We start from the raw sequence: 14,380 nt of genomic DNA on the forward strand, positions 1-14,380 counted from the left end.
TGTGCCGCTTAGCTCATCTGTTTGGGCAGTACTTGAGGTTCTTCGGGTTAGTGTTGAAAATTCAGGGCATGGGGTATTGATAGGGCGGCGTTTTGTGACTCTCAGCAGTGCAAAGGATCATATTCAGGCGATTGAAGATTCGCCGGATATGATCGATCATGTCAGCCCAAAATCCTGCTCCGTATAAAATCCATGTCCAGTATTTACGACAATATCGAGCAACCCATCCTGCCTGAGTTGCAGCACTACCTGAAGCAAGCCTACCGTGCTGATCTCTGTGTGGGCTATTTCAACTTGCGGGGATGGCGACAAATTGATGCCGATATTGAGAAATTTGAGGGGGGGGAGGGGCAGGCTTGTCGATTGCTGGTGGGGATGTACCGTTTGCCAAAAGAGGAACTACGACAAGCATTAGCGATTGGGGTGGAGCCAGAGCGGATTGATCAGGGGCAGGCGATTCGACTACACACCCTGATGGCGCAGGAGTTTCGGCAGCAGTTGACCTATGGTGCGCCCAGTGCCGATGATGAAGAGGGGTTGCAACGGTTGCGATCGCAACTCCTGACCCACAAACTTCAGGTCAAGCTATTTTTACGTTATCCCCTTCATGCCAAACTGTATCTGATTTACCGCAAAGACCGAGCCACACCCACTATTGGCTATGTAGGTAGCAGCAACTTGACCCTCTCCGGATTGAAATACCAGGGTGAACTCAATGTGGAAGTGGTGGATCGGGACGATACAAGTAAGCTGGAGCAGTGGTTTGCAGATCGTTGGGACGATCGCTTTTGCCTAGATATTTCTGAACAATTGGCAGAGATTATTGATGAAAGTTGGGCGGGGCGATCGCTCAAGCCCTATTTTGTCTATCTAAAAATGGCGTATCACTTATCCCAAGAAGCGCGGGATGGGTTGAGCCAATATCGTGCTCCGGCCAGTTTTGGGTTGTTACCGTTTCAGGAAGCGGCGGTGCAAATTGCCGCACACCATGTCAACAAACGCAATGGGGTGATTATTGGCGATGTCGTTGGGCTGGGTAAAACTTTGGTGGGGACAGCGATCGCCCATCTTTGCGAAGAAGAATACGGCACCAGCACGCTGATTATCTGCCCCAAGAATCTGGAAAAAATGTGGCAGGGTTATATCGATCGCTATGGCTTGCGAGGCAAGGTGGTTCCGATTAGCCGAGCGATTCAGGAATTGCCCAATGTGCCAGCCCGGTTTCGGCTAGTGCTGATCGATGAGAGTCACAACCTGCGGAACAAAGAGGGCAAGCGGTATCAAGCTATTAAAGACTACATTGAGCAAAGCGGCAGTCGGTGTATTTTGCTGACGGCAACGCCCTACAACAAAACCTATTTGGACTTGTCGGCTCAGTTGCAGTTATTTTTGCGTCCAGATGCCGATTTGGGTATTAAACCCGAAGCCTATATTCGCAGCATTGGTGGTGAGATGCAGTTTCGGCGCAGGCATAGCACTAGCCCGGTGCGATCGCTCTTGGCATTTGAGCAAAGTCCAGAGCCGGAGGACTGGCAGCAGTTGATGAGTCGCTACATGGTGCGGCGAACCCGCAGTTTTATCAAAAATACCTATGCCAGACAGGATGGGGAACGATACTATCTGGAATTTGCCGATGGACGGCGATCCTATTTTCCGATCCGTCGTCCTCAGACGGTTCGATTCATCATTGGAGAACCCCAGAGCGATCCCTATGCTCGGTTATATGCTGATCGCGTGGTGGATATCATCAACGCTCTAAATTTGCCCCGCTATGGGTTGGGGTTATACATTGCGCCCCTACCCAGTCCGATTGCTAGTGCTGAGGAAGAGCAATTGTTAGCCAATCTTTCCCATGCGGGGCAGCGGTTAATGGGCTTTTGCCGCACCAATTTGTTTAAGCGATTAGAGAGTAGCGGTGCCGCATTTCTTCAGTCGTTGGAACGACATATTCTGCGGAATTATGTGTATCTCCATGCGATCACCCACGATCTTCCTCTGCCGATTGGCACCCAAGACGCCGCATTGCTGGACGAGGTAGGAAACGATGAAGACGAAGATTCGCTCCTAAGTCAGGATTGGGAAAGTTCTGAAGAGGCAACTGAGGCTGTGGATGAAGAAGACATTGACCCGCAGCAGGATGCTACGCCAGAAGGGCGTACCAATGAACAAATGGCTCAACGGGCAGCGGAGATTTATCGCTTATACCGAGATCAATACCCGCGTCGATTTAAGTGGATTCGTGCCAATCTGTTTCGTCCAGAGTTGCAGCAGCATCTTCAACAAGATGCCACCGCTTTGATTGGAATTTTGCAGCTAGCAGGGAAATGGAACCCCGCTTTGGATGCCAAGTTAGGAGCGCTGGTGGCGTTATTACAACAGCAACATCCTACGGATAAGGTATTGATTTTCACTCAGTTTGCCGATACGGCTCGGTATCTGGCAAGAGCGCTCGAAGACCAAGGCATTCAGCAGGTGGGCTTGGCAACGGGACAATCGGCTGACCCGACGGCTCTGGCTTGGCGGTTTAGTCCGGTCAGTAATGAGAAAACGATCCCAGAGTCTGAACAGTTACGGGTGTTGGTGGCGACGGATGTGTTGAGTGAGGGACAAAACCTGCAAGATTGCGCCATTATTGTCAATTACGATTTGCCCTGGGCGATTATTCGCCTGATTCAGCGGGCGGGGCGGGTAGACCGAATTGGGCAGCAAGCAGAAGAGATTCTATGCTATTCATTCTTACCAGCGGAGGGAGTGGAGCGGTTGATCAATCTGCGGGGACGGTTGCGCGATCGCCTCCAGCAAAATCAAGAGGTCGTGGGCACCGATGAAGCCTTTTTTGAGGACGAACAAGCGCGGGAGATGCTGCTCAATCTTTACAATGAGCGATCCGGGGTGCTCGACGAAGCCGATGAAGGCGAGGTGGATTTAACCTCGGAAGCGTTGCAGATTTGGCAAAGTGCGATCGATGCCAACCCTGCGCTCAAAGGCATCATTGAAAAACTACCCGATGTGGTCTATTCCACTCGTGAGCATGAACCAACGGGAGCAGATCCAGAGGGCGTGCTGTTGTACCTCCGCACGGATGGAGGCACGGATGCTTTGGCATGGGTAGACAAAGATGGCAACAGCGTCACGCAGTCACAAATGCGCATTTTACGCATGGCACGATGCAGTATTGATACCCCGTCCTTGCCGCGGCATCCCCAGCACCATAAGTTGGTGACACGCGGAGCAGAACGGATCGCGGAGCAAACCAAGACGGTGACGGGAACCTTGGGCCATAAGCGGAGCGCAGCGGCACGGATCTACGATCGCCTAATGGCCTACACGCAACGCATCCGCGAAACCGCCCCCCTGTTAGCGAGAGGCACAGATTGGGAAAATCTGGAAAAGGCAATTGAGGAGATAAACCAAAATCCCATGAAGCAAAATGCGATCGCCCGTCTAAATCGGGAACTAAAAGCAGGCATTAGCGATGAGCAGTTAGCAAAACTGGTTACATTTCTGCGAGAGCATGATGCCCTGTGTGTGATCAACACAGAGGAACGGCGAGACGGAATGCAGATTATCTGTTCGATGGGGTTATTTAGAGGCTAGATTAGGAGCAAGTAGGACAGAGGAGGACACGATGCCATCCAATCTCTATGAAACCGATTTTTACGCTTGGACGTTAGAACAGTCGAATCTGCTCAAGGAGGGGGATTTTAAGCATCTCGATATTACCAACTTGGTGGAGGAAATTGAGTCTTTGGGAAAACAACAGCGTCAGGAACTTAGAAATCGACTCGGTGTTTTGATTGGGCACCTGTTGAAGTGGGACTATCAACCCGAAAAGCGTAGTAAAAGCTGGCGAGTAAGCATTCGTGAGCAGCGGCGAGAAATTTTGCAACTCCTGAAGGAAAACCCTAGCCTCAAGCCCTATCTATCACAGGCGATCGCCGATGCCTATGAAGCTGGCAAGGATTTAGTGGTGAAGGAAACTCCTTTGGATTATGGAAATTTGCCTGAGAGTTGCCCCTACACATTTGAACAACTGTTTGACCCGAATTTTCCCACGGATTTGAACCCTGCTTGAGCCAACCTAAAATGCAACTGAATCGCCAACGTGCCCAAAAGTATCTCCAGAAGTTTGATTTGGCATCTCTGTTTATTGAAGAATTGGGCTGGGATACGGTCGATCGCATCGTGTTGCCCTTCGAGATTGATGGTCACTTTTTCGAGGTGGTATCCATTGCCCAAAAGCGTGGCTTCATTGTCTACCAGTGCCTCACCCCAGAGATTCCGGCTCGTCCGCTTCGGATGAAGCTCGATTGCCAACTGACCGACTACAGCAAATCCCACCTGTTGGTATTGGGCGATGAGGGGAAGACACAGCAGGAGTGGTTGTGGCTCAAACCAGAACTTGGCAAAAGCCCCAAGGTGCGATCGCACTCTTACAAGGTGGGTCAGAATTCAGAGCCGCTGTTGCAAAAGCTGGAAGCGTTGATTGTTGATATCCAAGAAGAAGCGAGTTTAACCCATGTGGATGTGGCGCAGAAGGTGAAGCAGGGGTTTGATGTTGAACGGGTTACGAAGCAGTTTTTCCAGGATTTTGAAGGGCTTCATCAGAAGTTTTGTTTGGCAATAGATGGCATTGAATCGGAAAGCGATCGCCGTTGGTATGCCTCAATCTTGCTAAATCGCTTGATGTTTATTTATTTTCTACAGCGTCGTTATTTTCTAGACAATGGCGATCGCTCTTACTTACAAAACCAGCTGAAGCGTTGCCAAGAACAAGGGAAGAGTTTCTACGAGTTTCTTCAGGAATTGTTTTTTGTTGGGTTTGCCGAGCCAGAATATCTACGCGATCCAGCAATCAATAAGCGTCTGGGAAAAATTTGCTATCTCAACGGCGGCTTATTTCTCCGTCATCCTATCGAGCAAAAGTATCCGCAGATTCAGATTAGCGATCGCGCTTTTGGCGAAGTTTTTAACCTATTTTCTCAATATTCTTGGCACTTGGACGATCGCCCGGACAAAGACCCCATGGAGATCAACCCTGATGTACTGGGGTACATATTTGAGAAGTATATCAACCAAAAAGAATTTGGCGCTTACTACACTCGCCCAGAAATTACCGAATACCTGTGCGATCGCACGATCAACAAACTGATTCTGGATCGCCTTACCCCCCTTGAGAGGGAGGGGGAGGGACTCCTACCCCTTCTCGAAACCCTAGACATTACTCAGTGCGATCGCCTACTGAGCGAGATTTTACCAAACCTAACCCTGCTCGACCCTGCCTGTGGTTCGGGAGCATTCTTGGTCGCGGCAATGAAGACATTGATTCAAATTTATCAAAGAGTTTTTAACCGGGTCAAATCATTACCAGAAAGCGCTGCGTCAGAAAACATCCAAAAATGGCTCAAAGAAGCCGCTAAACATTCCTCTCCGGAGTACTACATCAAAAAACGCATCATCACCGACAACCTGTATGGCGTAGACATCATGGAAGAAGCCACCGAAATTGCCAAATTGCGGCTATTTTTGGCATTGGTCTCCTCCGCCAAGCGGGTTGAAGATTTGGAACCTCTGCCCAATATTGATTTTAATATCATGGCGGGCAATTCGTTAATTGGCTTGATTCGAGTCGATGCCGAAGGATTTGATCGCCTGTCTACCCCCCCCTCGCAAAAAGGGAGAGGGGCTGGGAGTGAGGCGATATTTCAGGGCAATTTTCTCCCAACCCTTGCTGCTTCTGCTTATCAGCAAATCCTAGAAGACAAAAATCGAACGATTGACCTCTATAAAAAACACGCCTTCCAGAACAACAATGAGGAACTGCCTCAAGAAACGCGGTTATTACAACTGCGAGACCACATTGATAAACTCAATCGGGAATCCCAAAGCAAGTTAAATCAATTGCTGTTGGATGAATTTAGCACGAAGTTGGGAATTAGGTATGAGCAAGCTCAACTAACGGGAAAACCCCAAAAACGACCGCTGACCCTTGCCGATATTGATATTCTGGAACCCTTTCACTGGGGTTATCACTTTGACAAAGTGTTTGCACGAGGTGGCTTTGATGCGATTATTACCAACCCCCCGTGGGAAACTTTTAAGCCCCAAGCTAAGGAATTTTTCGTCAATCATAGCGACTTGGTTACCAAGAACAAGATGGATATAAAAGCCTTTGAAAAAGAGCAGAAAAAGCTGTTAAGCAACCCCGAAATTGCCGCCGCTTGGCTGGAGTATCAAAGCAAGTTTCCCTATGTGAGTGCTTACTTTCGGTCTTCCGCAAATTATGTCAATCAAATTTCAATCCTTAACGGCAAAAAAGCAGGCACGGATATAAATCTATACAAACTGTTTTTAGAGCGTTGCTATCGTTTACTGCGAGACGGCGGAGAATGTGGCATTGTGATTCCCAGTGGAATTTATACAGACTTAGGTACAAAGCAACTGCGAGAAATGCTCTTTTCCCAGACCCAAATCACGGGTTTATTCTGCTTTGAAAATCGTAAGACTATTTTTGAAGGAGTGGATAGTCGCTTTAAGTTTGTCATCCTTTCTTTTGCAAAAGGCGGGCAAACCCAAGCTTTCCCGGTACGCTTTATGCGCCATGATGTAGCGGAACTCGCCGAGTTTCCCAACCCCAGGGATATTGTTTTAGATGTGCCCCTCATCCGCAAGCTCTCGCCGGACTCGCTCTCCATCATGGAGTTTAAGGAATCCATTGATATTGCCATTGCCCAAAAGATGCTGCAATTTCCCTTGTTGGGTGAAGCAATTGAGGGAACATGGAATCTGAAACTTACTGCTGAGTTTCACATGACTAATGACAGTCATCTATTCAAAACGGAGCCAGCACCGGGGCGCTTGCCGCTCTACGAAGGCAAGATGATTCATCAGTTTACCCATCGGTTTGCCCCACCCCGCTACTGGATCGATGAACAAGAAGGACGCAAAGCTTTGTTGGGGAAAAAGGAGGGCGATCGCGGTCAAAAGTTGGATTATCAAGATTATCGTTTGGGGTTCCGTAAAATTGCAAGAAATACGGATGAACGAACAATTATTTCCACAATAATCCCGCCAAACTTTTGCTCTGAGAATTTCCAAGTCGCTCTGAGTTTTGATGACCAAGGAAGGCGATACATCCAATACAGTGAAATGTTGTTTTTATGTGCATTATGGAACAGCTTTGCGGTTGATGCTATGCTTCGTCAGCGTGTTTCTGCAAACGTTAACTTTTTCTATGTTTATCAACTCTCTGTTCCCCGCCTTCAAGAGGGCGACCAATGGTTTGCCGAAATCGTCAATCGCGCTGCTAAACTCATCTGCACCACCCCCGAATTTGACGACTTGTGGCAAGAGGTTTTCCCTCATCCCCTAACCCTTTCTCCCACGGGGGGAGAAGGGGAACAAGAAAACTCTAATACTCCCCTCGCCCGTTCTGGGGGTGAGGGCGGCAGGGGGGTGACCGATGAAACCGAGCGGGCAAAACTCCGTGCTGAACTTGATGGCATCATTGCCCATTTATACGGTTTGACGGAGGAAGAGTTTGCCCATATCCTCAATACCTTTCCCCTTGTTCCCGATGCCACCAAACAAGCGGCTCTTAAGGCCTATCGTGATGTCGAAAGGGGGCTAATCTCTTGACTACTATTGCTACACCGCTGAAAACCTCAACGACCTCATCAACCACAACATCAAATACCGCATGGGCAGAGACAACGGAGGTGATGACTGATGTATACCATATATAACGTTGATTCATCCGCGAAACGGTACTTGCACCGATCAAATCTTCGCTGCTATTTCGGCCACGATACCTGCGCCGTTCCAATATACTTTTCGCGAGGTTATGCTAATTGAGCAAAAGGACGGCGGGGCTTGGAGCATAATTTCGCGGGTTGGCAAATCACAAAGCGACGAACAAAGCGATTCACCCAAGTCTCCGGTCGTCCGCGAATTTTAATCAAGTTTTTTTGGCGGCGACTGGGTGATCGCCCGCGTTAGCCCTCAGCGCCCTGGTTCTGTCAGCTTATCGGTGAGGAGACGATGGCTGCTCTGCAGGGCTTGCGCCAACGCCCCCCAATTGCGAAGGCTCGGTTCTTCGAGATCTGGGTCAAGCCGAATACTCCCAGCAACTTTCGGATCAGCCGCAGAGGCTGAGTAGCGACAGACTTCGGTCAGTGTGCAACGTCCCAAACGGTAGCCGGGGGGGCGATCGCCCAAAGATGTCGGTACTGTGAAATGAGGGCGATCGCCGAAAGGTGTCGGTGCTGGGAAATGAAGGGCGATCGCCCAAAGATGTCGGTACTGTGAAATGAGGGCGATCGCCGAAAGGTGTCGGTGCTGGGAAATGAAGGGCGATCGCTCAGTGCATGGTCGTCTCCTCTCCTTTGCTGTTCCGTCTCCCTATAACTGCGTTGGTGCGGACGGAACAGAGGTTATCGGTGAGAGTTCAAGCTTGTCTGCCGCCGCACAACTTTGCCGTTAGCCCTCAGCGCCCTGGTTCTGTCAGCTTCCGGTGGGGTCGGCGATTCGCCCCCCAATTGCAGAGGCTCGGTTCTTCGAGATCTGGGTCAAGCCGCATACTCTCAGCCGCTTTCGGGTCAGCCGCAGAGGTTGAGTAGCGACAGACTTGGGTCATTAGACCTCCTGCATGAATCAGGAAGCGTGTGCCAGTTCGTAGTTGAGCAACCCTGCAATCAAGTTCAAGCGCAAGCCAAAGCGTCGTCTCCAGTTGCGATAGGGAAAAATCACAGCTTGATGGACGACTGTAGTAGAGAGGATTGCTCAGCGCAAGCAAAATTTTGCTACGGAGTGTGAAGGGCGATGCTTCTTGGGAAATAGAATGCGATCGCCCCTATCCCTTTTCTTATCCAGGTAAAGCCCGTTATCGAATGCTGATGGTCAGGCTATATTCGCCGGAGGCATTGGCCTGTTCTTCGGGCACAATCCGCACGCGCACGTAGTAGTCGCCGCTGGCAGGCAGCACGCCCGACCAGTTGCCGCTGCCCGTATAGAGCGTGCGGCTATTGGGCTGCATCACGATGACTTGCAGAAACGGCGAGGTGCCTGTGATGCTGGTGGACATGGTTTGTCCGGCGCGGGCGTTGAGGATGTAGTCGCGCACTTGGCTGCCCTGCACGCGACCGCCGACGGTGGCCGCCGATGAACCGGGGGCGAAGGAAACCCGCTGCGGCTCGAAGGAGGACGGCGGTGCGGAAGAATCGGGGCGAACCAGATCACCGCGCACCCAGCCCCGCGCACCGGTTCGAAGGAAGAGCACCTGATACCAGAGGCGGCCGTCAGAACTGGAGTTGACGGAGGTGATGATTTCGACGCGATCGCCCGGAAGTCCGTAATGCCGGATGGGGGCCGTGGTCGAGGGCAAATCGCGCACGTTGATGCGGCTGCCGGGGCTGGCGGTCAGCGTGGCCATTTCTGCCAGAGCCGCCAACGGAGCGAGGGCTATGAATGCCAGCGTCAGGGCAGTCGAGGTCAAAAACTTCGCAATACCGTTCGCAATACCGGGGGTGAGTGAAAGCTTCATTCAGTCAAACCTCAAAAAAGCGTGGAAATAACAAAATTGGTGGAGCCAAGACAGGACTTATGCGGATCAAACCTGCAAACATGGAGTCTGCAATTTTGGCTCAGGAAACCCGGTTAAATCTTTAAATCCAAAAATCCAAGTGATTTAGCTACATCTGGGTGATTTACGTTGATCTGCACATCAAAGAGATACCCAAAGTATTCAGGTTTTTACACGAAATCCACGACAAAATCTGACCCTTTTCACCGATTTTCTAGGGCGATCGCCCCCTTGTAAAGTTCAGACCGCAAGCATTTCCAGAATATGCAGAAAGTCTTCAGGACAAAGATTAAGAAAAAACGACGACTTTTGCAGGATGGCTAGAACTGGCGCGTCCAGTCCTGAAACCAGCGCTCGACGACGACCTTGGTCTGGGTGAAAAACTCGACCGCGTGCTTGCCCTGGCCGTGCAAATCGCCAAAGAAGCTCTCCTTCCAGCCGCTGAAGGGGAAAAAGGCCATCGGTGCGGCCACGCCGATATTGATGCCAATGTTGCCCGCTTCGGCTTCATGGCGAAACTTGCGGGCGGCCGCGCCGCTGCTGGTGAACAGGCACGCCATGTTGCCCCAGTGGCCGCTGTTAACCAGGGCGATCGCCTCCTCGATCGTGTCTACATGCAGTAGCCCCAGCACCGGGCCAAAAATCTCCGTCTGGGCGATGCGGCTGTCGGGGCGCACGTCTTGCAGCAGCGTCGGGCGGACGAAACTGCCGGATTCGTAGCCAGAAATTTTGGGATTGCGCCCGTCGATCAGCGGCGTTGCGCCTTCGTCGATGCCCTGCTGGATCAGGTCAGAAATGCGATCGCGGCTTTGTAGATTAATCACCGGGCCCATCTGCACGCCCTGATCTAGCCCGAAGCCCACCACGCGAGACTTGGCCGCTTCTGCCATTGCCTCGGTGAAGGGTTCCCGCGCCCGCCCCACCGTCACCATCAGCGACGCGGCTAGGCAGCGCTGTCCGGCACAGCCAAAGGCGCTGTCTGCGGCGATCCGAATGGTGGAATCTAGGTCGGCATCCGGCAGCACGATGATCGGGTTCTTTGCGCCACCCTGACACTGCACCCGCTTGCCGTTCGCCGCCGCCCGACTGTAGACGTATTTCGCCACGGGCGACGAGCCAACGAAGCTAATGCCGCGAATCGCGGGATGGTCCAAAATCGCATCGACGGCTTCTTTTGCGCCATTGACCAGATTCACCACACCGGGCGGTAAGCCCGTTTGCTCGATCAGCCGCATCACCTTTTGCAGCGTCAGGGGCACTTTTTCCGACGGCTTCAGGATGTAGGTATTGCCGCAGGCGATCGCATAGGGCAGAAACCAAAAGGGAATCATGCCAGGAAAGTTAAACGGGGCGATCGCCGCACAAACGCCCAGCGGCTGGCGAATCATGAATTCATCAATGCCTCGCGCAATGTCTTCCGACACATCGCCCTGCATCAGCATGGGAATGCCGCAGGCCACTTCGACGTTTTCAATCGCCCGCTGCATCTCGGCTCTGGCTTCGGCATAGATCTTGCCGCACTCTAGCGTAATCGTCCGCGACAGGTCATCCAGGTTCTCTTCGAGCAGGCTCTTGAGCTTGAACAAATACTGAATGCGATCGCCCGCTGGCACGCGCCGCCAGGTTTGAAACGCCGCTGCTGCTGCCTGAGCCGCGTCATCCACCTCATGGGCGGGCGACAGGGGCACTTTCGCCAGCACCTCACAGGTGGCAGGATTCACCACATCTAAATAGTCGGTCGCTGCCGACGCGCACCACTGTCCATTGATATAGTTCTGCAATTGCTCTGCCATGCCGAAATGTCCTGCGTTTGATTCCTGCGTTCTGTTAGCGGTCTGCTCTTCAGGATAGCAGCGGGCGCAAGCCGGATAGGGAGTGGAGGGCGATCGCCCCGGCAAGCCAGAGTAAGAAAATGCGGCGAGTCAGGCTCAGGGCTTGCTGGATGCGTTCAGGCGTGATGGGACGCACGGGATCTGCCAACAGCGGCTTGTGGGTGAGGTTGCCGCGATAGGTGTTTTGTCCGCCGACCTGCACATCCAGCGCAGCGGCATAGGCGCATTCGCTCCATCCGGCGTTGGGGCTGGGGTCCTGGGGGGCATCGCGGCGGCAGCGCTCTAGCACATGGCGGGGTCTGCCAGAGAGCAGCGCAATCGTCACCACCGTGAGGCGACAGGGTAGCCAGGTCAGCAGGTCATCCAGGCGAGCGCTGGCCCAGCCCAAGTATGTGTAGGGGGCGGCTCTATAGCCCACCATCGAGTCGAGGGTGCTGGCGGCTTTGTAGCCCAGGGCTAGCGGCACGGGACCAAGGGGGGTAACCGATCCGGCGATCGCCCAAAACAGCGGAGCCGTTACGCCGTCGGTGGCGTTTTCGGTCACGGTTTCCAGCACGGCGCGGAGAATTTCGGATTCTGGCAGGCTTTCTGTATCGCGCCCTACGTAGCGGCTGAGGTGCGATCGCGCTTCGGGTAAGTGGCCCGCTGCTAGGGGACGCAGCACGTCTGCTGCCGCATCGCGCAGGCTGCGCCCTGCAAAGCAACTGGCCAGCAGGATCGATTCGATCGCCAGTCCCAGGAATGGATGAACCGTGCGACTGAAGTCAACGATGAGCCAGCCAACAAAGCCGCTGCCGAGGACGAGGGCGATCGCCAGCAAAACCCCTGCCGCCCGCTGCCAGACCACCCGTTGCTGCACGGATTCTGGCTCCGTCGTCAGATGCAGCCCGTCCTGCACCCAGTGGCTATAGCGACCGATGGCCCAGCCCATCACCTGCACCGGATGCAGCCAGTTCCACGGGTCGCCAATCAAAAAGTCCAGCAGGGCGGCGATCGCCAGCGGCAGGGCAGGGTTTTCCAAAAAATTCACGATAATTATCAATCCAGCGGCTTCCTCTATTTTCGGAGGAATCTGCGCCCGTGGGAGCAAGGGGTTCAGAGGGGGCGATCGCCCTGAGGCTGCGACAGGGTGCGGTTCTGGTGGGCGGCTGGGAGGATTGGGAGAGGCGGGCGATCGCCAAAAGCAATCCCGTCCAGTGGTTCAGGCACTTTTTGTATTTTGTTCTTCTTTTTATAAAAAAGAGTTTTCAAAAGTCTTTGAGAAGGTTTTTGAAGACATCAAAGGCAGTCTGGCTCTGAAAGAAAATACAGGATGCTTTTTAGACTGTGTAGAACCGTTTAGAGACGTGAACTGATTTGTCAGACCCTTTCCTTTGGGCATTTGGCTCTTCATAATTCACACAGTAGCCGCGATTGCCGCTGCTACTTCTCTCCTCTCTCCAGTTTTCATCCCTTCACCAGGAGCTTGCCCGTGAAACTTGCGGTCTACGGAAAAGGTGGCATTGGTAAGTCCACCACCAGTTGCAATATCTCAGTTGCCCTTGCCCGTCGCGGCAAAAAGGTGCTGCAAATCGGCTGCGACCCCAAGCACGACAGCACCTTTACCCTCACGGGTTTCCTCATTCCCACCATCATCGACACGCTGCAAGAAAAGGACTATCACTACGAAGATGTGTGGCCCGAAGACGTGATCTACAAGGGCTACGGCGGCGTGGACTGCGTAGAGGCAGGCGGGCCGCCAGCAGGGGCGGGCTGCGGTGGCTACGTTGTCGGCGAAACTGTGAAGCTGCTCAAGGAGCTAAATGCCTTTGATGAGTACGATGTGATCTTATTCGACGTGCTGGGGGACGTGGTGTGTGGCGGGTTTGCTGCCCCGCTAAACTACGCTGACTATTGCATGATCGTCACCGACAACGGCTTCGACGCGCTGTTTGCCGCCAACCGCATCGCCGCCTCCGTCCGCGAAAAAGCCCGCACCCACCCGCTGCGCCTTGCTGGGCTGATCGGCAACCGCACCGCCAAGCGCGACCTGATTGATAAATACATCGAAGCCGTGCCCATGCCTGTCCTGGAGGTGCTGCCCCTGATCGAAGACATCCGTGTGTCTCGCGTCAAAGGCAAAACGCTGTTCGAGATGGCGGAAAAAGACCCCTCGCTGAACTACGTCTGCGACTATTACCTCAATATTGCCGACCAAATTTTGGCTCGTCCCGAAGGGGTTGTGCCCAGCGATGCACCCGACCGCGACCTGTTTAGCCTGCTGTCTGATTTTTACTTGAATCCTAAAGAAGCGCCGAAGCGGGCCGAAGAGGAACTGGACTTGATGATGGTCTAGTGATAGATAAAGGGGGCAGGAGTTGGGGTCAGAGGTCGGGGAAAAGCCTGCAATTCTTTAGCTTTGCGGAAGATGACAGAAGGGGCGATCGCCACCCGATACTCTAAACTCTGTAGTTTGAATCCCCGAACCTTGACTCCCGAACCCTGACCCCTAATGAACGTTCAATACCTCCGCAAGTCCCTGAAAATCGCCTGGCTCACCTACTATCGTGAAAATCGAGAGTGGATTGCGCGGCTGGGCGTTTGGGTAGACTGTGCCGGACAGCGGCGACCCTCCTCTGGATTCATTTTGGGAACGCTCTCGACCCTAGAGCCACAGTTGACGAGCCTGCTGCCGCTGATTGTAGACCTCAGCAACGACCCCGACCGCATCATCCTGGCGCTAGGGCTCAACTTCAACCCCGACGACGAACTCGACGAACTGGACGACGACGCTCCCAAAATGCTCCCCAGCCGCACCCTCGCCTCCGAAACGCCCCTCGACCTGCCCGAAACCAAGCCCGCTAGCAAGGTTCCCGCTGTCCGCCTGTCTTCCAAAATTGACGAAGCCTGTACGGGCGTGGGAGAGCGGGATTAACGGAGCGCCCGGAGTGATGGCTAGTTTACTTCACGTTACGCCAGCCCCCAATCC

9 protein-coding genes are annotated in these 14,380 nt (G+C 53.0%); 5 read left to right on the top strand and 4 right to left on the bottom strand.

The annotated features are described in order from the left end of the window. Positions 1-192: 192 nt before the first annotated feature. Genes JTM80_RS00090 through JTM80_RS00100 form a run of 3 tightly spaced genes read left to right on the top strand, consistent with a single transcriptional unit; the run spans position 193 to position 7,638 of the window. A complete protein-coding gene (locus JTM80_RS00090) occupies positions 193-3,597 on the top strand; it encodes a helicase-related protein (protein WP_205370354.1) in 3,405 nt (1,134 codons plus the stop codon). Between the two features lie 31 nt (positions 3,598-3,628). Next, positions 3,629-4,075 carry a DUF29 domain-containing protein gene (locus JTM80_RS00095; protein ID WP_172353608.1) on the top strand — a complete coding sequence of 149 codons (447 nt, stop codon included), beginning with the start codon at positions 3,629-3,631 and terminating at the stop codon, positions 4,073-4,075. A gap of 11 nt (positions 4,076-4,086) precedes the next feature. Then, the gene (locus JTM80_RS00100) at positions 4,087-7,638 is read left to right on the top strand and encodes an Eco57I restriction-modification methylase domain-containing protein (RefSeq protein ID WP_205371210.1); all 3,552 of its coding nucleotides are present in this window, start codon (positions 4,087-4,089) and stop codon (positions 7,636-7,638) included. Between the two features lie 499 nt (positions 7,639-8,137). Here the strand turns inward: JTM80_RS00100 and JTM80_RS00105 are convergent, their stop codons facing one another. From JTM80_RS00105 to cbiB, 4 genes are all read right to left on the bottom strand, one after another. Further along, a complete protein-coding gene (locus tag JTM80_RS00105; protein ID WP_172353609.1) occupies positions 8,138-8,290 on the bottom strand; it encodes a hypothetical protein in 153 nt (50 codons plus the stop codon). Positions 8,291-8,881: 591 nt separating this feature from the next. Continuing rightward, complete coding sequence (locus JTM80_RS00110) at positions 8,882-9,541, bottom strand: SH3 domain-containing protein (protein WP_225906724.1); 660 nt, start codon at positions 9,539-9,541, stop codon at positions 8,882-8,884. Positions 9,542-9,900: 359 nt separating this feature from the next. Next, a complete protein-coding gene (locus JTM80_RS00115; RefSeq protein ID WP_172353610.1) occupies positions 9,901-11,373 on the bottom strand; it encodes a CoA-acylating methylmalonate-semialdehyde dehydrogenase in 1,473 nt (490 codons plus the stop codon). A 49-nt stretch (positions 11,374-11,422) separates the two neighbouring features. Then, positions 11,423-12,442 (bottom strand): adenosylcobinamide-phosphate synthase CbiB, encoded by a 1,020-nt coding sequence (gene cbiB / locus JTM80_RS00120; protein ID WP_225906725.1) that lies wholly within the window; start codon positions 12,440-12,442, stop codon positions 11,423-11,425. 441 nt (positions 12,443-12,883) lie between these two features. On the opposite strand from cbiB, the gene bchL reads away from it, so the two are divergent. Together bchL and JTM80_RS00130 are read left to right on the top strand one after the other, a co-directional pair. Further along, on the top strand, positions 12,884-13,747 hold the full coding sequence (gene bchL / locus JTM80_RS00125; protein WP_172353611.1) for a ferredoxin:protochlorophyllide reductase (ATP-dependent) iron-sulfur ATP-binding protein: 864 nt from the start codon (positions 12,884-12,886) through the stop codon (positions 13,745-13,747). Positions 13,748-13,903: 156 nt separating this feature from the next. Further along, the gene (locus JTM80_RS00130; protein WP_068511025.1) at positions 13,904-14,326 is read left to right on the top strand and encodes a DUF5331 domain-containing protein; all 423 of its coding nucleotides are present in this window, start codon (positions 13,904-13,906) and stop codon (positions 14,324-14,326) included. Positions 14,327-14,380: the final 54 nt, after the last annotated feature.

The sequence above is a fragment of the Thermoleptolyngbya sp. PKUAC-SCTB121 genome, from assembly GCF_016919485.1.
GTDB lineage: Bacteria > Cyanobacteriota > Cyanobacteriia > Elainellales > Elainellaceae > Thermoleptolyngbya > Thermoleptolyngbya sichuanensis.